The organism is Kribbella antibiotica, assembly GCF_004349055.1.
In the GTDB taxonomy this organism is placed as follows: Bacteria; Actinomycetota; Actinomycetes; order Propionibacteriales; family Kribbellaceae; genus Kribbella; species Kribbella antibiotica.
The window spans coordinates 1-18,991 of sequence record NZ_SMKX01000162.1 but is presented as its reverse complement, the minus strand read 5'-3'; the positions used below and the strand labels follow the sequence as shown (position 1 = coordinate 18,991).

Genomic DNA, 18,991 nt, shown 5'->3' with positions numbered 1-18,991 from the left:
CCCACCACCCACTAACGCGCCCCCATGCAAGCGCCCCACGCCTAAACCCGCCCCGCATCACCTCTCGCCAGCCACTTGGTGGGTGACAGCGGTCCGCACGCCGCCCAGTGACTGCCGGCCTCAGGACCAGGCGTGCAGAAGAACTGGTAGTAGTCGCCGACCGGCCTGCCGCCCACGCTCAGCGCAGCACAATCCGCGCCCGTCACCCAGACCACTACCAGTCCGTCGGTACGCCGCCACCCGGATGACAAAGCCGCCGCCGACCCCGGCCCCGGCACCGCACTTGCCCGGGCTCAACCGTTCGGCGCGTAAGCACGTCGAGGTGCCCCGAAGAGCTGTCGCCGCCGGAGGCGGTGTCCTTTCGGCGTCCGCGTTCAGCGCATGTTGTGGAGGAGGGCTGACTGGAGGTAGCCGAGCCAGTCGTAGAGGTCGTAGGTGAGGCGGCGGGGGTCGTCTTCGGGGAGCTTTTCCCAAGTGCCGTAGTCGTCTTCGTCTTTGATGTCGAGACGGGTGCCGATGGCCAGGCGGAGGTCGTTCAACGCCCTCAGCCAGGAGAGTTGTTCGTCGGGTTCGAGGGCGATCTCGTCGGCGCCGGACTCTTCCAACGCCGACAGGACGCGTTTGGCGTCGGTGACCTTGCCTTCGCGGAGGCCGCGTTCGGTGAAGCGGCGGAACTCACCGGAGGCCATGTCGTCGGAGCCGTAGGCGTCGGGGAACAGGCGCTGCAGGACGATGTCCTCGGGCGGCGAGGTGGGGCCGTCGGAGTCGAGCAGGGCGGCGAGCGGGTCGCTGGACTCGGTTTCGCGCGGGGGCAGGCCGTCGTACAGGAGTTCGATCAGGTTGCGGAGCAGGTTGGCGAGGATGTCGGCCTCGTGCTCGGCGAAGCTGACCGCGACGATCTTGCGGCGCTTGCGGAACCGCGTCACGACTTCTCGCAGGTGGCCCACAGACCGTAGGAGTGCATCGCCTCGACGTCGCGTTCCATCGACTCCCGGTTACCGTTCGACACCGCGGACTTGCCCTCCTCGTGGACCTGCTTCATCAGCTTCTCCGCCTTGGCCTTGGAGTAGCCGAAGTATGTCTGGAAGACGAAGGTCACGTAGTCCATCAGATTGACCGGATCGTTCCAGACGATCGTCACCCAGGGTGGGCTCAGCTGGATCGCCTCGTCGACTTCGGGGCTGTCGAGCTCACTCGGTGCGGTGGTCACGGCCCCATTCTCTCCACTGGTCCCGGTCACTTCACAATGGGTATGGCTGAGTTCGCAATAGGCTGCCCTTGTGAACACCTCGACCGCGCTCCTGACGGACCACTACGAGTTGACCATGCTCCAGGCCAGCCTCGCCGACGGCACGGCGCAGCGCCGCTCGGTCTTCGAGCTGTTCGCCCGCCGGCTGCCCGACGGCCGCCGCTACGGCGTCGTCGCCGGGGTGAACCGGCTGCTCGATGCCCTGGAGCAGTTCCGCTTCGACGAGCGGGCGATCGCCTTCCTGGCCGATCGGGGTGTTGTCGACCAAGTGACCCGCGACTGGCTGGCCGACTACCGCTTCACCGGGGACATCTCCGGCTACGCCGACGGCGAAATCTTCTTCCCCGGCTCCCCGGTGCTCGTCGTGGAGTCCAGTTTCGCCGAGGCAGTCCTGCTGGAGACCGTCTTCCTGTCGATCCTGAACCACGACTCCGCGGTCGCCTCGGCCGCCTCCCGGATGACCTGGTGGGCCGGCGGCCGGCCCTGTATCGAGATGGGCTCCCGCCGCACCCACGAGGAAGCCGCGGTCGCGTCCGCACTGGCGGCGTACATCGCCGGTTTCGCCACCACCTCCAACCTCGAGGCCGCGCACCGCTACGGCATCCCCAGCGCGGGGACGGCGGCGCACTCGTTCACGCTGCTGCACGACACCGAGCGCGATGCCTTCGTCTCCCAGGTCGATGCCCTCGGCAAGCGCACGACGCTCCTCGTCGACACGTACGACGTCGCCGCCGCGGTCCGGACCGCGATCGAGATCACCGGCCCGGAGCTGGGCGCCGTACGGCTGGATTCTGGTGACCTTCCGTCCCTGGCCGGTCAGGTGCGGGAGCAGCTGGACGCCCTGGGCGCCACCAAGACCCGGATCATCGTCACCTCGGACCTGGACGAATTCCAGATCGCCGCGCTCGCCCCGGCCCCGGTCGACGGCTACGGAGTCGGTACGTCGCTCGTCACCGGCTCGGGTCATCCGACCTGCGGGTTCGTCTACAAACTGGTCGCCCGCGAAGACGCGTCCGGCGAGCTGCAGCCGGTGGCGAAGAAGAGCGTCGACAAGATCTCGATCGGCGGCCGCAAGTGGGCCCTACGACGCCGTACGGCGGCCGGTGTCGCCGAAGCCGAGCTGATCGGCGTCGGCAGCCTGCCGGAGGACGACGGCGACGACCGCGAGCTCCTGCAACCGCTGGTCAAGGACGGTGAGGTCATCGGCCGCACCACGCCCGCCGAGTCGCAGGCGCACCACCTCAAGGTCCGCGACGAACTCCCCCGCTACGCCAGCCAGCTCAGCCGCGGCGAACCCGCCATCCAGACCCAGTACGTCGGTGACTACACCGCCCAGAACGCCTGGAGTCCCAAGTGACGAATGGTCAGGCGGGATCGGTGAACGCGACAGGCTTGCCCGTGGCGCGAGCGTAGGCGATCTCCCTGGTCGTGGCCTCGCCGATGTACCCGCCCGGGTTCACGATCAGAACCCGATCAGCCAGGTCGATCTTGCGCAGGTGAAGGTCGCCCAACGCGGTCTTCTGCTCGTCGGTGATCACCTGATCGTCGGCGCGCGGGAAGAACCCTGGCGCGACGACGATGACGCCTGCGAAGGTCAGCTCACGGTTCGCCGCACTCATCTCGTCGGCGAACCGGGCAGAGCCGCAGATGCAGACAATCTCAGGTCGGTCAGACACCGCTCGGTCCCCAGCTAGGTCCTTCATCGGTCCAGACGACGCCCTTGTTGCGGCAGAGGCAGAAGGGGTGGCCGACCGGATCCGCGTAGATGCGGAAGCCGTAGCCGTCCGCGTCGGTGTGCTCCCGCAACAGGGTCGCGCCGAGGTCCAGGACGCGGCGCTGCTCGGCCTCGATGTCGTCGACTTCGAAATCGAGGTGAAACTGCTTGGGGTGTTCACTGTCGGGCCACTGCGGAGCGCGGTAGTCCTCCACCGGAACGAAGGCCAGCTCGATCTTGCCGAACGTGATACCGGCCCAGTTCTCGTTACTGCTCTCCTTGACCGGAGTCGCCGTCACCGCAGAGTAGAAGGCTGCCAGCTCCATCGCGTCCGGGCAGTCGATGATGAAGTCGGTAAGTCGCAACATCCCGCGATTTTGTCACCTCACCTAGGCAGGTAGGTGTCCAGGTAGTCGTTGCGGAACTTGCCGGCTGGGTCGTAGCGGCCGGCGAGCGCGATGAAGTCGGGAACCTTCGGGTAACGCTGGGCGAGGGTGGCTGCGTCGGCAGCGAAGACCTTGCCCCAGTGCGGGCGGGCGTCGAGCGGGGCCAAGGCCGCTTCGAGCGCCTCAACAACCGGCCGCACGGCGTCCTCGTCCTGGATCCAAGTGAAGTGGAGGGCGACCGTGTCGCGGCCTTGGCTCGGGCTCAGCCAGAGGTCGGACTTGGCGATGGTGCGGATTTCGGAGACCTGGATGACCGGCGCCAGTTGGCTGCCCAGGGAACGCAGGATCTCGACGGCTTCGGCGCCGCGTCGGCGGGGAACGAAGTATTCGGACTGCAACTCGTCACCGTTGCTGGGCGTGAACTCCAGGCGGAAGTGCGGCAACCGCTCGTTCCACGGTCCCGGTATGCCGCCCTGCTCGGTAGCGTAATCAGCCGGCATCACCTTGATCGGGTGCCGGGGGCCGTCGGCAACCTTTGCGCCCAGCCATTCACGGTCGAACGCCGGAGTCTTCTGCTTACGCCAGACCATCACATCCGGGTCGACCCAGTCGGTGAACGCACTGACGCTGTAGGCGCTGCTCATCACCGCGTCGAAGCTCGACTGCAGTCGCTGCACCGGCAGGCCGTCGTACACGACCTGGGTGATTTCGTACGAGCGCTCCACATTGAGCGTCATGCTCACCATCACGCCGAACGCGCCGAGTGAGATGACCGCGCCGTTGAAGTCGGGATCGTCGCGGGTCAGCGTGACCAGCGAGCCGGACGAGTCGATGAACGTGATCGCGTAGACCGCATCGGCCAGCGGTCCGTTGGTGTCGCCGGAACCGTGGGTCCCGGTCGCGCAGGCACCGGCCACCGAGATGTGCGGGAGCGAGCCGAGGTTGTGGAGCGCCAGGCCACGAGCCTGCAGGGCCGCGGTGATCTCGCCGTACCGGAGGCCTGCCGAAACGGTCGCCCCGGACGTGCCGATCTCGAGCACCTTCGGCAGGTCGGCGACGGTTAGCAAAGTGCCGGAGGTGTCGGCGATCCGGTTGAAGGAGTGGCCGGTGCCGAGCACGCGGACCTTCTCCGCGGCGGCGATCAGCTCCTGCAGTTCGGCCACTGATCGTGGCCGTTCGAGCACGCTGGAGAATTCGACGTTACCGGCCCAGTTCGCAACCACAGCTAGCCCCTTCCGTCGTACCAAGACTGGATGACTCTTTCACACCATCGCGCGTTAAGGTCGGACAATGCGACTTTCGATGACCCGCCGCCGGGTCGCCCTCACCCTCGGACTGGCCGGCGTACTCGCGGCCGGCACCGCCACCACCGTCGCACTGAAGGGACCTTCCCAGCCAGCAGCGGCAGCCACCGTTGCGGCGACGCGGGCGATCAGCTGCGACACCAAGGCCGGTGGCAAGCACTTCTACGACGGCCCGTCGGCCTCGAAGAAGTACGACACCCGCTTCAGCAACAGCGCCGCGCTGCCCAAGCTCGGCTCCTACGTCCCGCAGGGCATCGGCACCTGGTGGAACTGGTCCGGCAAGAAGGACCTGCTGCTGGTGACGATGTACCACACCGGCAAGCAGTCGCTGATCGTCGGCATCGACCCGGCCACCAACAAGGTCGTCGGTGACGTCGCGATCGCCGAGACGCACGGCGGCGGCATCACGACGTCGATGGGCTGGGCCTTCGTCCAGGGCAGCACCAACGGCATCCGCAAGTACAAGCTGTCCACGCTGGCCGCCGCGATGAAGAAGGCCGGAACGCCGTACGTGAAGGCCGTCGGCTCCGAGCGCAAGGTCTACGGCGCGTCGTTCCTGACCAGCTACGGCGATTCGCTGTGGTCGGGCAAGTTCAACAAGGACGGCCGCGACAAGATGTACGAGTACAAGATCAAGAGCAACGGCACGCTCGTCACGGTCAACAAGGCCTGGGAGGTCCCGACCAAGACCCAGGGCCTACTCGTCACGAAGACGCACTTCGTCTACAGCACGTCGTACGGGCGCGACAAGCTCTCCAACCTGTACGTCGTTCGCCGTGGCCAGCCGGATCTCGACAAGGCCAAGCTGTCCTGCTTCCGGGCGCCGAGCATGTCCGAGGGCATCACCGAGTACGGCGGCCGTGCGTACCTGGTGTTCGAGTCGGGCTCGTACCCGTACCGCTCGGACAAGACCACCAAGAATGTCATCACCCGGTTGCACAAAGCATCGATTTCGTCACTGACCAGCCTGGCGTGAGGTGATCGGGCGCCCTCCGATGGTTGGATGGCGCCCGATGACCATCTGCTTCTCGATCGCCGGGTTCTGGTTCCTGATCTTCGGAATCAGCTTCCTGTACGACCGCCGCCTGTTCCGCAACAGCATCTTCCTGGTGCTGGCCATCATGTTCGCCGGGCTCGGCGGCCTGTTCGCCATCGCGGAGGTGAACCGCACCCTGGCCGAACTGGTCGCCTACGGGATCATCTTCCTGATCCCGGTCACGATCGGCGTCCTGGCCATCTTCCTCACCGTCAACGGCGTGACGATGCTGCGCCGCGAGGGACGCCGGCCGGCGAACCTGCTGTCGCTGGCGGCCGGGATCGGAATCTTCGGCCTGGTGATCTTCGGGATCATCTCGCAGCTGCTCGAATCGCGGCCGCTCTCGGCACTGCTGACCGCGATCGGCGGGGTGCTGACCTACGTCTCGTTCCTGTTCGTGTGTTTCCTGATCTACGCGTTCGTCTACAGCCGCGTCCGGTCGTCCCGCAAGATCGACTTCGTGATCGTGCTGGGTTCCGGCCTCCGCGGCTCCCGCGTCCCACCGCTCCTCGCGAGCAGGCTCGACCGCGGCAAGCTCGTCTACGACCGCGCGGTACGCAAAGGCCGCAGCCCGATGATCATCACGGCCGGCGGCCAAGGGCCCGGTGAGGACATCCCCGAGTCGCACGCGATGGCGACGTACCTGGTCGAGCGCGGTGTCCCCGCGGACCAGATCCTGCGCGAGGACAAATCGACCACCACCACCGAGAACCTGCGCTTCAGCCGGGCCCTGATGGTCGCCCGCAATCCGAAGTACCGGTGCTTGATCGTCACCAACAACTTTCACGCCTTCCGCGCCGCCCTCACCGCCCGCAAGGCCAAGGTCAACGGCCAGGTCGTCGGCTCCCCCACCGCCCGCTACTACTGGCCGACGGCAACCATCCGCGAATTCGTCGCGATCCTGTTCAGCCACAAGTGGATCAACGGGATCATCTGCGGGTTCCTGTTCCTGCTGCCGTTCGTGCAGTTCATCTAGCGCAGCATGAGGACGGCGGCGATGATGCCGGCGATGACGATCAGGGTGCGGAGCAGGCCGCCGGGGATACGGCGGCCGATGTGGGAGCCGAGGTAGCCGCCGGCGAGTGAGCCGATGGCCAGCAGTGCGGCCGCCCTCCAGTTGATGTCGGCGATCACGACGAAGATGGCGCTGGCGACGACGTTGGCGGCCAGCAGAGACAGGGTTTTGAGGCCGTTGACGACCCGGAGTTCGAGGTCGAGGCCCAGCCCGAGGACCGCCATCATCATGACGCCGGCACCGGCGCCGAAATAGCCGCCGTACACGCCGGTCAGGGCGGTGAAGAAATACGTTGCCGGAGACATCGACGTACGAAGGCCGTGGGGCTGGTCGCTGCGGGCGCGGAGCCAGCGGGAGATGCGCGGCTGGGCGCCGACGATCAGGCAGGTGAACAGGATCAGCCAGGGCGCGAGGGCAGCGAAGACTCCGGGCGGCAGCGCAAGCAGCAGTACGACGCCGCCGATCGAACCGACCGAACACAAGGCGATGACGGCAATCGTGATCGGCCGTGGCACTTCACGGAGTTCACGCCGGTAGCCGATGGAGCCGGTCAGCGATCCCGGTAGGAGGCCGATGGTGTTCGAGACATTCGCGACGACCGGCGGAATGCCCAGCGCGATCAGCACCGGGAAGCTCAGTAGCGACGCAACACCCACTGTCGAGGTGAGGATGCCGGCACCGAAGCCTGCCGCGATCACTGCCAGGTCCATGCCACGAAGCATATTGACAACCGATGTACTGACCTATTGGCTAGGTCACTGCTCATACTCACTGTGAGGTAGGACTCACTGTCTGTCCTCCAGCCGCCCGGAAGAAGGACATGTCATGGGACCTGAATGGGTGGCGATCCTCGCGCTCGTCGCGTTGTTCGTCGTGGGCACCGTGCTGCCCATCAACATGGGCGCCCTCGCGTACGTCGCGGCGTGGCTCGTGGGCATGTACTCGCTGCACCTCACCGAGAAGGAGATCCTGGCCGGGATCAGCGGGGACCTCGTCCTCACCCTGATCGGCGTCACGTTCCTGTTCGCGATCGCCAAGAACAACGGCACGGTCGACCTGATAGTCAGGGGCGCGGTCCGCGGGGTCGGCGGACGGGTCGCGCTGATTCCGTGGGTCATGTTCGCGGTGACCGCCGTACTGACTGCGATCGGTGCGGCCAGCCCGGCCGCGTGCGCGATCATCGGGCCAATCGCGCTCGGCTTCGCGGCGCGGTACAAGATCAACCCGCTGATGATGGGCATGTTCGTCGTCCACGGCGCGCAGGGTGGCGGGTTCTCGCCGATCAGCATCTACGGCACGATCACGAACTCGGTGATGGCCGACAACGGCCTCCCGAACAGCGAGGTCACCGTCTTCCTGTCCAGCCTGGCCGTCAACCTGGTGATGGCGACGATCCTGTTCGTGGTTCTCGGCGGGCGGAAGCTGATCGCCCAGCGCGCCGACCAGATCGAACTGCCCACCGAGACTGCCGCCGGCAAGCCGGGCCGCGACCAGATCCTGACCCTGATCGCGTTCCTCGGGGTCGCGGTCGTCGCGCTGGTCTTCGACAAGAACATCGGCTTCGTCGCGATCACCGCCGCGGTCATCCTCGCGATCGTCTCCCCGATCAAGAACAAGGACGCCGCCAAGCAGGTCGCCTGGCCGACCGTCCTCCTGGTCGCCGGGGTCAGCACGTACGCCGCGATCCTCACCGAAGCGGGATCACCGCAGTTCGTCGGCAAGTGGGCCGCCGGGCTCGGCGCGGCCGTCATCGGGGCGCTCATCCTCTGCTACGTCGGCGGTGTGGTCTCGGCCTTCGCTTCCTCGACCGCGCTCCTGCCGGTCATCATCCCGATCGCGCTCCCGCTGATCGCCCACGGTCACTTGAACGCCGGCCTGTTCGTCGCCGCCCTCGCGGTCGCCTCGACCATCGTCGACGTCAGCCCGTTCTCCACGAACGGCGCCCTGATGCTCGCGAACCGGCCGGACACGATCGCGGAACCCGTGTACTACAAGCAGATCCTGACCTACAGCGTGATCGTGGTTGTCGTCGGACCGCTGCTCGTCTGGGCCGCGCTGGTGGCCCCGGGATGGTGAGTGCAGCTCAGCCGATCGACTTTGTGATGATCGCGGCCAGCTCCTCCGGGCACGACAGAAACGGCGAGTGCCCGGAGGCCAGTCGCTCCACCTTGCCTGCCCGCTGCGCCATCGCCTCCTGCGCAAAAACCGGAATCGCCTGGTCGTTCTCACACACGACATAGGTGCTCTCCGTCGACCGCCACGCAGCCGCCGTCAGCTCGTCGGTGACAGCCCGGTAGCTCTGCGGTTCAAGCCGCCGTACGGCGTCGGTCGGGTCGTCGATGTCGTTGAAGAACACGGCTTCCGGGGTCAGCGGCCGAATCACGTCGCCGTCGACGTCCCACCACGGCGGTGGCGTCCCGCCGATCGCGCCGAGCAACGACTCACCGACATCCAGCAAGAACGCGGCCACATAGATCAGGCGTTGCACCGCGGGGTGTCCCGCTGAACCTTCGGTCGCAGGCTCACCGCCGTACGAGTGGGCCACCACGACCACCGGTCCGCCGATTGCGCCCATCGCCTCCCGGACCACCCGCGCGTCGTCATGCAACCCATGGCGGCCTGAACCGACGCTCGGCAGATCGACGGTCTCAACCCGCCAGCCATCCTTCGTCAGCAGCTCTTTCAACGGCTCCCAGCACCACGACCCATGCCAGGCGCCATGCACCAGCAACACAGCAGGACGACCGGCCATCACGCTCTCCATTCACCAGGTTGGCCCAGTGCACTCTCCCGCCCGCCTCACGGCAAGCGCAGGGTTCCGCTCAGTGAAATAGGGCAGACTGATCCCGTGACCGCCGCGCTACGCATCGAGGTTCTTGGACCGCTGCGGGTGCTCCGGGAGGACCAGGCGATCACGGTCGGTGCGCATCAGTTGCAGGCCTTGCTGGCCGTGCTCGCTGTGCGAGCCAACCAGGTCTGTACGCCGGAAGAGCTCCTCGACCTCGTGTGGCACGACAATCCGCCCGGGAGCGGGCTGAAGGTGGTGCCGCCCTACGTCTATCGCCTGCGGCAGATGCTCCCACCGGACGTGCTCGTGCGGACGCCTGACGGGTACGTGCTGCGGCTGCCGCCGGGATCGCTCGATGTCGCCGACTTCGAGGCCGCTGACCGTCGAGCGGCCCGGCTTCGGGAGAGCGGGGATCTCGCCGGGGCTGCGGCTGCCTACGACGAGGCACTGGGACTGTTTCGCGGGGAGCCGTTGGCTGGGTTGGGTGGGCCGTATCTAGCCGCCCAGCGGCAGCGCCTGAACGAGCGTCGAGACAAGGTCTTCGGCGATCGTGTGGACGTCGAGCTCGACCGTGGGCGGACAACTGCGTTGGTGGCCGAGCTGGTGCCCGTGGTTGCGGCCAAGCCCTTCGACGAGCGGCTCACCGGTCAACTGATGCGGGCGCTGTCAGCGGATGGCCGCCAGGCTGAGGCCTTGGCGCTCTACACCCGCACTCGCGAGACACTGATCGATCAGCTGGGTGTCGAGCCTGGGCCTGCGCTGCGCGAGATCCACCAGAGCATCCTGCGGAACGAGGCCGCTTCCCGAGCCCGGGACGAGCTGCCTTACGCCGGTGCGGTCTTCGTCGGCCGGGCCGCGGAGGTCGCCGTACTGGTCCAGGCACTCGACAGCTCCAGTACGGCGCCGCCGGTGGTTGCCGTGGACGGGATGGGCGGGGTCGGCAAGACGGCGCTTGCAGTCCACACCGCCCGCCGACTGGCGGAGCGTTATCCGGACGGTGTCCTGTACGTCGATCTGCACGGGCACTCGCCAGGTCATTCGCCCCGCAACACCAAAGCGGCGCTGGACCATCTGCTCGTCGGCGCCGGAGTCGGTACGACGGCCATTCCGGCGGAGCTGGAAGCGGCACGCTCGTTGTGGCGCACGACGGTTGCCGGTCGCCGGATGCTGATCGTGCTGGACAACGCGGCGAGCAGCGGATCGGTGCTACCGCTGTTGCCGGGCTCGCCGACGTGCGGCGTACTGATCACCAGCCGGAACCAGCTGACCGGCCTCGACGTCCGCGAGCAACTACACCTGGATCTCCTTGCTGCGAACGACGCGACTGCCCTCCTGACGCAGCTGGTCGGCGCCGACCGCGCCACCGAGGACGTTGCTGCCAGCAACGGTCTCATCGACCGCTGCGGCAACCTCCCGCTCGCACTCCGCATTGCCGGTGCCCGCCTGCGGCACCGCCCGACCTGGACCGTTGCCCACATCAACGACCGCCTGGACCGCGTCGGCCGCCGGCTCTCCGAACTGACCGCCGACGGCCTCGGAATCTCTACCGCCTTCGCCCTCTCCTACGAACAACTACCGTCGGACCAGCAGGAATTCTTCCGTCTGCTCAGCCTCCTCCCCGGGCGCGACCTCGACCAGTACGGCGCCGCTGCCCTGGCCGACCTCGACCCGCTCGAGGCCTCAGATCTGGCGGAGGCCCTTGTCGACGCCAATCTTCTTCTGCAGCGCGCGCCCGGCCGCTACGTGTTCCACGACCTCCTCCGCGACTACGCCACCCAGCTCACCAGCGCGAACGATTCGCCCGAGACGCACACCGCCGCCCGCGACCGGCTCCTGGAGTACTACCTGCAGGCCTGCTTCCATCCGTTCTACGAGCAGGAAGGCATGCGGTACTTCGATCCCGGTCCCCGGCCGCCACGGGCCGTGCCTCAGCACACCACCCTGAGACACGCCAAAGCGTGGGCAGACGCGGAAGCCGACAACCTGGCGGCAGCCGTCGAGTACTCGGCCACCACCAGCAACCATGAGCGCACCTGGCAACTCGCGCTGGCTGTCGTCACCTATCTCGAGCGCCGCGGAAAGATCCAGCAACAGGACCATGTCTTCGACCTGGGGCTGGCCGCCGCGACGGCGCTCGGCGACCGTGAGTCCGAGGCGAGGGTCCTGCACGCGCGCGGCCGCTTGATCCGTCCACAGCGCGGAGCTCGACCGGCCGCCGAGCAGTTGCGCCTTGCCTTGGGTCGGCTGCCCGACGACGGCGATCTGCTGCTGCGTGCGCGCATCCTGTCCGCACTGGGCAGTGCTTTGCGGACACTAGACCCGTACGGCGAGGCGCTGCCCGTACTGGAGGAAGCAACCCGACTGGCCCGAGAGCTTCGCGAAGACCGGCTACTTGCCGCCAGCCTTTCCTCGATCGGCATGTTGCACGGCAACGCGTTCAACCACGAAGCGGCCGTCGTCGCCTTGGAGGAGTCCGTGGCTGCCTTCCGCCGATTCGAACCCACCGGTCTGATGGCCGACACACTGGGCGGGCTCAGCATCATGTACCTGGCCCTGGACCGAGTCGACGATGCCATCGCGACCGGGACTGCGGCGTACGAGCTTGCGGTCGAGCTGGACAACATGTTCAGCCTGCCGTGGGCCCTGGGCGCACTCGGTGCTGCCTACCGCGACAGCGGACGTGATGTCGAACGCGCCGTCGACCTGCACCGGCAGGCGTATGCGGCGGCTCAGAAGATCGGCTCGAGACTCACGACCTGGTCAATGCAGCTTCATGTCGGCAACAGCCTGCTGGCGGCCGGCGACCCGGATAGTGCACTGGAGTGGTTCGAGCCTGTCCTGGAAGGGGCGATGGCGGACAAGGACCATGTCTACGTCATCGCCGCCCGCGAAGGTCTGGCCGACCATGCCGCAGCGACCAGTGATCCGCAGGCCGCCATCGATCATCTCCGCCAAGCATTGGCTCTGGCCGAGGAGTACATCGCACCGCGCGGCCCCGGTCTCCGCAAGAAGCTCGACGACCTCACGGGGTGACGCAATCGGTGGCGCCGTTGCGCCATTGGTGGTTGTAGCGACCGGCGACCTTGGTGACGAAGTCTTCGATGCGGTCGTTGTCGATGGCATCGAGTTTGTCCAGCCGTTGCCAGGCAGTCAGAGCAACGGGCGTTGGGAGATTGGGGTAGGGGGCAACGATCACGTCGCGGGGGTGCCGGCGGCCGATGCGTTCCAGGCGGTCGATATCGGCGGGGCTCGTACCTTCGGCGTACTGGAGGAGGACGTGACCGTGTTCGAGGATGTGGACCTGGAGTTCCGGCGGGATCGGCGACCGGTAGATGCCGGGGATGACGACTCTTGGGGAGTGTGGGCCTGAGGTGGGTGGGGTCGTCCTATAGGCGTCGTGCGGAGCGTTCTGATAGGCGAGGTGTCGATCGCCTTCGAAGGGTTGCGGGGTGCCGGGGACTTCGTTGCAGGCAAGGGCTTTGCGGTCGCTGAACTGACCCAGGAGGACCCCGAAGGCGAAGCTCGACATGGTGAGGACGCTTAAGGTGGTGACGAGGATGCCGACGACCAGGCCGGTGCGTTTCTTCATGCTGCGGCCCTTCGTCGGTTGCGGATGGCCACGCCCAGGGGCAGGAAGACGTTCAGGGACGTGAAGCCGAGCAGGACCAGGCCTTCGAACCAGTAGAGGCTGAAAGGCGGCGCTTGGAGCAGTACGCCGAACGCCCAGCCGAAGGTGACTTTGGCGCTGGGCAGGAGGAAGTGGATGGCGAACCAGACCATCCAGATCAGCCCGGTGAGGTAGAGCAGCCGGTACCAGCGGGACACGCGGAGATCTCGGTCGTGGGCGGTGTCCAGGACATTTTGTTCGGCGGGGGTGAGGCGTCGTACCAGGCGTTTCAAGGACAGCCGTGTGACCTGATGGAGGTTTTCGCAGCCGGTGGCGGTGGACATGACGAGGTACATGTCGGTGCGGAGGTAGGCCAGGGTTTGGAAGGCGAGTTTGGCGACCTGGCTGAGGACGACCATGGCGAGGATGCGGATCAGCATCGGCGACAGGTCGATCCAGCCGCGCGACCAGGCGTAGCGCGGGGCGACGGCAAAGAACAGGACGACGCTGTCGATCGCCATACCTGCAAGGAAAGGCCCGTAGCGTTTGGCCGGCGGGAGGGCCCACAGGCCGGACAAATCGGTCTCGAGAACGGGGAAGATTCCGCGGCGCTCAAGGCGTAGCCGAGACGGTACGCCGACTGCCGCGCCCGCGAAGGCGTGCCAGGTCTCGTGCAGGAAGGTCAGAGCGATGACGACCACGTTGGTGACCAGCAGGCTCAGCACGATGTCGGGGAAGATGAACGTGTCCTCGTACGTCGGCCGCAGCGACGGCTCGATCACGAACATCACCAGCGTCACGGCCAGGCAGGCGCCGTACAGGATCCAGGCGGTCCGGCCGAACAGCGGGCGGACCCAGCGGGCCGAGATCCGGGAGACCGACCAGTGGTGCGACTCTTCGGGCGCTCGGGTGATCCCGGCCTCGCGCAGCACCTCGAGGAAGTCGGCTGCGTCGATCTCCTCGCCGGTTTCCTGCTGGAGCTGCGCGGCCGCTTCCTCGGCGCTTCGGCCGGCGACGAACAGCTCGACCAGGCGAGCACCCACCTCCGGTACGACGACAAAGTTGCCGCTGGCCGGATCACCGACGACGTACTCGTCCTCACCCTCCTGCCGGACGACCACATGGGCGAGCTCGATGCTCATGTCCACCCGCACGTCGCGCAGGTCGCGCCAGGGGTCGGTCGTACGGTGTAGTGGTAGGTCAGGTCGGTCAGACTGAGGTGGAACATCAGGCCGCGCGTAGTCGTCGGGATGCCGCCGAGGTGATAGACCGCGTCCAGCGCAGCGAGGTGGCCGGTCAGGTTGGCGGTCGGCGCGATCACGGCGTGGCCGGTGAACGGGAACAGGTCCTCGGGCTCTTGGCCGTGCTTGTCGCGCAGCCGATCGCGGACGCTCGGCAGGCAGTCGGGGCAACACGTCTCGCCGGGAACGAACAGTCCGACGACAGCCATCGGACCGGCGTACTGGGCGATCATCCAGGGCGTCTTGGTGCGGAGCGCGGCCTCGTTGGTCCACTCGCGGATCGTGTGCATCGGCTGGTCCGCGCAGAGGATCATCAGGTCGGCCTGCTCCATCAGATAGGCGACCGCGTCGGCCGAATCGACCTTGATCTCCTCGCCGGTGACGACGGCATGCTTGTTGATCTTGCTCAAACGTTCGACTGCGACCGGGATCTTCGGCTTGCCGAGATCGTCTTCGGTGTAGAGCAGTTGGCGGGTCAGGTTGCCGGCCTCGATCACGTCGAAGTCGGCGCAGTGCACAGTGCCGACACCAGCGGCGACCAATGAGGACGCGACCGCCGATCCAGTACCACCAAGACCGAGTACGACGACTTTGCTCGCCTTGAGACGGGCCTGTACGTCGTACCGGGACGGGCGCGGGGTCAGATCCACCCACGCGTAGTACGTGAGCGCGCGGTCGTAGCGATCGACCTCTTCCGGGCTCAGAGTGTCCGGCGGCGGTGCGGCGGCATCCTCGACGTAACCGGCGTCGATGATCGCCTGGAGCGCCTCGATTGCTTCCGCCTCTGACACGTCAGAACGCTGTACACACAGGGATTTGACGATCTCCGAGCGCGTCCGGCTGCCGTCCATCAGGCCCAGCAGTTGCCAGACCATGCCGTCCTCGTCGTCGATCTCGGCACCGATCCCCTGCTGCCGGCCGCCGATCGTGACGAGTGTCGGCGTCAGCCGGGTCGGCTTGTGAATCCCCTTGATCCGCGGTCGATCCATACGAGTCCCCTCCCCAGAAGCGCGAACCGGGGCGTGGTGTGGCCACGCCCCGGTCCTGATGCTGTTGACTAGCCGCAGAGCTCGTTACGGCAGCCCGGGTCGGCCACGATGACCGCGGTGGTCTCCAGCTTCTCGAGCCGGCGCACCATGATCTTGCGCGGTTCCGGCTTCGTCTCGACCTTGTCCATGACGGTTTCCCCTCTAGTTGGGCGGAATGCAGGAACGGCGGGCCCACCGCGAGCCTTAGTAGAGCATCGATTTCCAGCCCTGAGGATGGGGGAAATCCCGATGATTTCGGCGCCCGTTCAAACCCTCGAATGAGAATCAGTACCGTTCGGCCCCCACTAATGCCGGATAAACGGAATGGGCGACCCCATCAACGGTCGCACCGGCGAATTGCAGCATCGGTGCCAGCAGGGAATTGTTCGCCGCCGGGAAGTTCAACGCCGGCGCAGAAACATCGTCCAGCCTCGCGCGCAACTCCGGCGGCAGGTCCACAGTGAGAGACCGAAGATTTGCGCTGAGCTGTTCCGGCCGCCGGGCACCCAGGATCGTGGACGTCACGCCAGGCGTCCCGCGCACCCAGGCGAGCGCGACCTCAACGGGCGTCGTCCCCAACTCCGCCGCCACTGCGTGCACAGCATCAAGCACCGGGTACGCCGACGCCGGCGGCCGGTTGTCCCGGCTCCGAATCGTGTCCGCGGCCTCGGTCGCCCCGGTGCGGAACTTGCCGGACAGCCAACCGCCCTTGAGCGGCGACCACGGGAACACGCCTGCGCCCAGCGCTCGGGCCATCGGCAGCAACTCGCCTTCCGCGGTCCGCTCAAGCAGGGAGTACTCAGCCTGGATCGCCACGACCGGCGCCCAGCTGTGCTGGCGGGCCAGCATGATCGCCTCGGTCGTCGCCCACGCCGGTACGTCGGAGAAGCCGACGTACCGGATCTTGCCGGCGCGGACGAGGTCGTCGAGCGCGCGCAGGGTCTCCTCGCGCGGGGTGGCGGGGTCGAAGTTGTGCAGCCAGTAGATGTCGAGATAGTCAGTGCGGAGTCGGCGCAGTGAGTCCTCGACCTGGTGCAGGATCGCTTTACGCCCGGCGCCGCCGCCGTTCGGGTCGCCGGGGTGCAGGTTGACGAAGAATTTCGAGCCGAGGACGAGCCTGTCGCGGAGCTCCGGGTGCGCGGTCAGCCAGTCGCCGATGATGACTTCGGAGTGGCCGTTGGTGTAGATGTTCACGGTGTCGAGCGAGTTGCCGCCGGCATCGACGTACTCGTCGAGCATCCGCTCCGAGTCCGCGACCGAGGCACCCCAGCCGTGGTCCTCGCCGAACGTCATGGTGCCCAGGGTCGCCGGGCTGATCCGCAGTCCCGAGCCGGGGACGGTGAGATAAGAATCCAAGGTGGTCATGTCTTCGAGTGTTCTTTTGGCGGCGCTTCTTTCGTAGAACGATGCGCCCGGCTTCTTGCCTGATCCGCTCTGCCGCCGTCGAGATCGGGCAAGGCGAGGTTTACTGGAACCATGGACGCCTTGACCCCGCTGCGGGACCTCGTGCTCGCGCTGACCGGTGCGCCCGATCGATGGATCGACATCGACGGGATGACGCTGGTCCAGAACTCGCGGAGCACCGAGTCGATGGGGTCGACGACCAATCCGACGGTCGCGTTCGTCCTGCAGGGTGCCAAGCAATCGACCGTCGGTGACCAGATTTACGACTACCGGGCCGGGCAGTTCCTGGTCGTGACTGTTGATCTGCCGATGATCGGGCGGGTCACCGAGGCGTCGGAGGAGACGCCATTCGTCGGCATCGGGCTGCCGTTGCGGCCCGCGTTGATCGCCGAACTGCTGCTCGAAGGGCCGGCTGAGCTACGGCGGGTGCCGGCCCGCACGGCGCCCGGGTTGGCGGTGAATACGGCCGATGACAACTTGCTCGATGCGATCACCCGATTGCTCCGGCTCTATCGTCGACCGGCCGACTACCAGGTGCTCGCGCCCGGGATCATCCGGGAGATCCATTGGTGGTTGCTGACCGGCTCGGAGCAGTCGGTCGTGCGGCAGTTGGGCGACACCGAATCCGGTACGACGCTCGTCGCGGCCGCGGTACGGTGGATCCAGCAGAACGTGGACCAGCCGCTCCGGGTCGACGCCTTGGCGGCGGATGTCGGGGCGGGGGTGTCCACGCTCAACCGGCACTTTCGGGCGGTGACCCGGCTGAGCCCGCTGCAGTATCAAAAGGCGCTGCGACTCCAGCGGGCCCGGCTCGCGTTGCTCTCCACCCGGACCGAGGTCGCGCGGATCGGGCACGAGGTCGGATACCAGTCGCTGTCGCAGTTCAGCCGCGAGTACCGCCGGATGTTCGGGGTGCCGCCGTCGGCCGACCGGGCCGGATCCTTGGATGCTGCCGAACCCTTGAATTAGGCGGTTGCCCCAACAAAGTCGGGACAGGCGCTTCCCAGGAGGCGTTCGCGGACCTTAGAGTCTCGCTGCCACGGTCCGTTCGCCGTCCATCGCTGTCCGTGGCGTGAGGAGCTTCCATGCGTCCACGCGTTGGTGTCTGGTTGTTCGGAGCCCGAGGATCGGTCGCGACCACGACCGTCGCCGGCGCGGCTGCGCTCACCCATGGCGCGCCCCCGGCCGGAGTCGTCACCGCCGGCCCTGCCTTCAGCTCGGCCGGGCTCGTCCCGATCGAGGACCTGGTCTTCGGTGGTCACGACGTCACCGAAACCCCGCTCGCCAAACAAGTCGAACGGCTCGTCGCCGGCGGGGTCCTCCCAGCCGGCCTCGACGGGCTGATCAGCGCGGAGCTAGCCGCGGCCGAGAGAAACCTGGTGGTCCTCCCGATCGCTCCGACCCAGGCCGAGGTCATCGAACTGATGGCCGCGGACATCCGCGCCTTCGCCGAACGGCACTCGCTGGAGCGGGTTGTCGCAATCAACGTCGCGTCCACAGAGCCGCCGTACGAGATCTTGTACGACGATGTCGGCGCACTGCGGTCAGCGCTCGCCTCGGGTAGTCCGTTGCCAGGCAGTTGCGTGGCGGCGCTGGCGGCATTTGAGGCGGGAGCTTCGTTCATCGACTTCACGCCGTCGACGTCGATCCGGCCGCAGGTAATCCGGGACTGGGCCGTCGAACGCGGTCTGCCCTTCGGTGGACAGGACGCGAAGACCGGCGAGACGCTGGTGAAAAGCGTGCTCGCCCCGATGTTTACCGCCCGCGCATTGCCCGTGCACGCCTGGTCGGGCACCAACCTGCTCGGCGGCGGCGACGGCGCCACGCTGGCCGATCCCCGAGCCGCCGAGTCGAAGAACGTCTCCAAGGAACGCGGCCTCGTCGACATGCTCGGCCCAGACGTCGCCGGCCAAGTCCACATCGACTACGTGGACCCCCTGGGCGACTGGAAAACCGCCTGGGACCACATCCTCTTCTCGGGTTTCCTGGGCGTCCGCATGACCCTCCAATTCACCTGGCAAGGCTGCGACTCCGCGCTGGCTGCGCCCCTGGTCCTAGACCTGGCCCGCTTGTCGGCGTTGGCGTTGGAGCGAGGCCACGTAGGCCCCATGCCCTTCCTAGGCTTCTACTTCAAAGACCCCGTCGCCTCAACGGAACATTCCCTCTCCACCCAATACGAAGCCCTAGTCGCCTGGGCCACCTCATGACCGCCCCAACCC

At 66.9% G+C, this 18,991-nt stretch carries 18 protein-coding genes; 7 read left to right on the top strand and 11 right to left on the bottom strand.

What is annotated here, in order from left to right:
* Nucleotides 1-374 precede the first annotated feature (374 nt).
* Together E1263_RS35585 and clpS are read right to left on the bottom strand one after the other, a co-directional pair.
* Entirely contained in the window at nt 375-926 is a 552-nt protein-coding gene (locus tag E1263_RS35585) for a DUF2017 domain-containing protein (protein ID WP_132175585.1), read from the bottom strand.
* Complete coding sequence (gene clpS / locus E1263_RS35580; protein WP_132175583.1) at nt 923-1,210, bottom strand: ATP-dependent Clp protease adapter ClpS; 288 nt, start codon at nt 1,208-1,210, stop codon at nt 923-925. The genes E1263_RS35585 and clpS overlap by 4 nt, the downstream gene beginning before the upstream one ends.
* Nucleotides 1,211-1,325: 115 nt before the next feature.
* Between clpS and E1263_RS35575 the strand changes: the two genes are divergently transcribed.
* Nucleotides 1,326-2,606 carry a nicotinate phosphoribosyltransferase gene (locus tag E1263_RS35575; protein WP_238161854.1) on the top strand — a complete coding sequence of 427 codons (1,281 nt, stop codon included), beginning with the start codon at nt 1,326-1,328 and terminating at the stop codon, nt 2,604-2,606.
* A 7-nt stretch (nt 2,607-2,613) separates the two neighbouring features.
* On the opposite strand, the gene E1263_RS35570 is transcribed toward E1263_RS35575, so the two are convergent.
* Genes E1263_RS35570 through E1263_RS35560 form a run of 3 tightly spaced genes read right to left on the bottom strand, consistent with a single transcriptional unit; the run spans nt 2,614 to nt 4,572 of the window.
* Entirely contained in the window at nt 2,614-2,925 is a 312-nt protein-coding gene (locus tag E1263_RS35570; protein WP_132175579.1) for a hypothetical protein, read from the bottom strand.
* On the bottom strand, nt 2,918-3,331 hold the full coding sequence (locus tag E1263_RS35565; protein ID WP_132175577.1) for a VOC family protein: 414 nt from the start codon (nt 3,329-3,331) through the stop codon (nt 2,918-2,920). Before E1263_RS35565 ends, E1263_RS35570 begins: the two co-directional genes overlap by 8 nt.
* Nucleotides 3,332-3,348: 17 nt before the next feature.
* A complete protein-coding gene (locus E1263_RS35560) occupies nt 3,349-4,572 on the bottom strand; it encodes a D-arabinono-1,4-lactone oxidase (protein WP_202869215.1) in 1,224 nt (407 codons plus the stop codon).
* Between the two features lie 67 nt (nt 4,573-4,639).
* On the opposite strand from E1263_RS35560, the gene E1263_RS35555 reads away from it, so the two are divergent.
* Entirely contained in the window at nt 4,640-5,629 is a 990-nt protein-coding gene (locus tag E1263_RS35555) for a hypothetical protein (RefSeq protein WP_132175573.1), read from the top strand.
* A 37-nt stretch (nt 5,630-5,666) separates the two neighbouring features.
* Nucleotides 5,667-6,665 carry a YdcF family protein gene (locus E1263_RS35550; protein ID WP_132175571.1) on the top strand — a complete coding sequence of 333 codons (999 nt, stop codon included), beginning with the start codon at nt 5,667-5,669 and terminating at the stop codon, nt 6,663-6,665.
* Here the strand turns inward: E1263_RS35550 and E1263_RS35545 are convergent.
* The gene (locus E1263_RS35545) at nt 6,662-7,414 is read right to left on the bottom strand and encodes a sulfite exporter TauE/SafE family protein (RefSeq protein WP_238161853.1); all 753 of its coding nucleotides are present in this window, start codon (nt 7,412-7,414) and stop codon (nt 6,662-6,664) included. The genes E1263_RS35550 and E1263_RS35545 overlap by 4 nt on opposite strands.
* Nucleotides 7,415-7,529: 115 nt before the next feature.
* Here E1263_RS35545 and E1263_RS35540 point away from each other — a divergent pair, with 115 nt between their 5' ends.
* Nucleotides 7,530-8,780, top strand: coding sequence for an SLC13 family permease (locus E1263_RS35540; RefSeq protein WP_132175566.1), 1,251 nt, complete (start codon nt 7,530-7,532; stop codon nt 8,778-8,780).
* Nucleotides 8,781-8,787: 7 nt separating this feature from the next.
* Here E1263_RS35540 and E1263_RS35535 read toward each other — a convergent pair whose 3' ends face one another.
* Nucleotides 8,788-9,456 (bottom strand): alpha/beta hydrolase, encoded by a 669-nt coding sequence (locus E1263_RS35535; RefSeq protein ID WP_132175564.1) that lies wholly within the window; start codon nt 9,454-9,456, stop codon nt 8,788-8,790.
* Between the two features lie 96 nt (nt 9,457-9,552).
* Here E1263_RS35535 and E1263_RS35530 point away from each other — a divergent pair, with 96 nt between their 5' ends.
* Nucleotides 9,553-12,525, top strand: a complete 2,973-nt coding sequence (locus E1263_RS35530) for an AfsR/SARP family transcriptional regulator (protein WP_165956857.1) — start codon at nt 9,553-9,555, stop codon at nt 12,523-12,525.
* Here the strand turns inward: E1263_RS35530 and E1263_RS35525 are convergent.
* From E1263_RS35525 to E1263_RS35510, 4 genes are all read right to left on the bottom strand, one after another.
* The gene (locus E1263_RS35525; protein WP_132175560.1) at nt 12,515-13,081 is read right to left on the bottom strand and encodes a DUF3105 domain-containing protein; all 567 of its coding nucleotides are present in this window, start codon (nt 13,079-13,081) and stop codon (nt 12,515-12,517) included. The genes E1263_RS35530 and E1263_RS35525 overlap by 11 nt on opposite strands.
* Entirely contained in the window at nt 13,078-14,241 is a 1,164-nt protein-coding gene (locus E1263_RS42970; protein WP_165956856.1) for a PqqD family protein, read from the bottom strand. The genes E1263_RS35525 and E1263_RS42970 overlap by 4 nt, the downstream gene beginning before the upstream one ends.
* Nucleotides 14,238-15,329: a HesA/MoeB/ThiF family protein gene (locus E1263_RS35515; RefSeq protein ID WP_132175558.1), complete on the bottom strand. Its 1,092-nt coding sequence runs from the start codon at nt 15,327-15,329 to the stop codon at nt 14,238-14,240. Before E1263_RS35515 ends, E1263_RS42970 begins: the two co-directional genes overlap by 4 nt.
* 324 nt (nt 15,330-15,653) lie before the next feature.
* The gene (locus E1263_RS35510; RefSeq protein WP_132175556.1) at nt 15,654-16,733 is read right to left on the bottom strand and encodes an aldo/keto reductase; all 1,080 of its coding nucleotides are present in this window, start codon (nt 16,731-16,733) and stop codon (nt 15,654-15,656) included.
* A gap of 111 nt (nt 16,734-16,844) precedes the next feature.
* Between E1263_RS35510 and E1263_RS35505 the strand changes: the two genes are divergently transcribed.
* Together E1263_RS35505 and E1263_RS35500 are read left to right on the top strand one after the other, a co-directional pair.
* On the top strand, nt 16,845-17,741 hold the full coding sequence (locus E1263_RS35505) for an AraC family transcriptional regulator (protein ID WP_202869214.1): 897 nt from the start codon (nt 16,845-16,847) through the stop codon (nt 17,739-17,741).
* Between the two features lie 116 nt (nt 17,742-17,857).
* Nucleotides 17,858-18,979 (top strand): inositol-3-phosphate synthase, encoded by a 1,122-nt coding sequence (locus tag E1263_RS35500; protein WP_132175554.1) that lies wholly within the window; start codon nt 17,858-17,860, stop codon nt 18,977-18,979.
* The last annotated feature ends 12 nt before the right edge of the window (nt 18,980-18,991 follow it).